This is a genomic window from Bradyrhizobium sp. BRP20 (assembly GCF_020194215.1).
Classification (GTDB): Bacteria; Pseudomonadota; Alphaproteobacteria; order Rhizobiales; family Xanthobacteraceae; genus Bradyrhizobium; species Bradyrhizobium yuanmingense.
In genome coordinates this window covers 1-422 of record NZ_JADYVY010000114.1, presented here as the reverse complement: position 1 = coordinate 422, position 422 = coordinate 1, and the positions used below count along the sequence as shown (strand labels likewise).

Below are 422 nucleotides of genomic sequence, written 5' to 3'. Positions count from 1 at the left end.
GCATAAGGTAGTTGGCATTTGGAGTGCGCCGATATTGCTCGCACTCGGCATTACTGGCGTTTACTTTAATGCAGTGGAGTATTATCACGAGGCTTTTGAACACCAAGAAGATGAGCACCATATTGTCAGCCACGCAATGTTTAATCACTCATTAGATTTTGATGCCATGATGACCCAAAGCCATCGTGCGGTTGACGGACTTAAACCAACCCACTGGCTATTTCCATTTGAGCCAGAGCAAACCAGTATTACCATTTTTGGCAGCGTCGCCGATGCCAACCCGTTCATTAGTAACTATGCAGCAACGGTTAGCTTTGACGCGCAATCTGGTAAACCAACCTTTGCCTACGATATTCGAACGGCGTCTACTGTAGACAGGGTAATCGACAGTTTTAGAAAACTTCACTTTGGCCACTTTGCAG

Annotated in this window: 1 protein-coding gene; it reads left to right on the top strand. The window is 46.0% G+C overall.

Going from position 1 to position 422, the window contains the following annotated elements:
- Positions 1–34: 34 nt before the first annotated feature.
- A partial coding sequence (locus tag I6F33_RS38050) for a PepSY domain-containing protein (RefSeq protein WP_249790068.1) occupies positions 35–422 on the top strand: 388 nt, incomplete at its 3' end.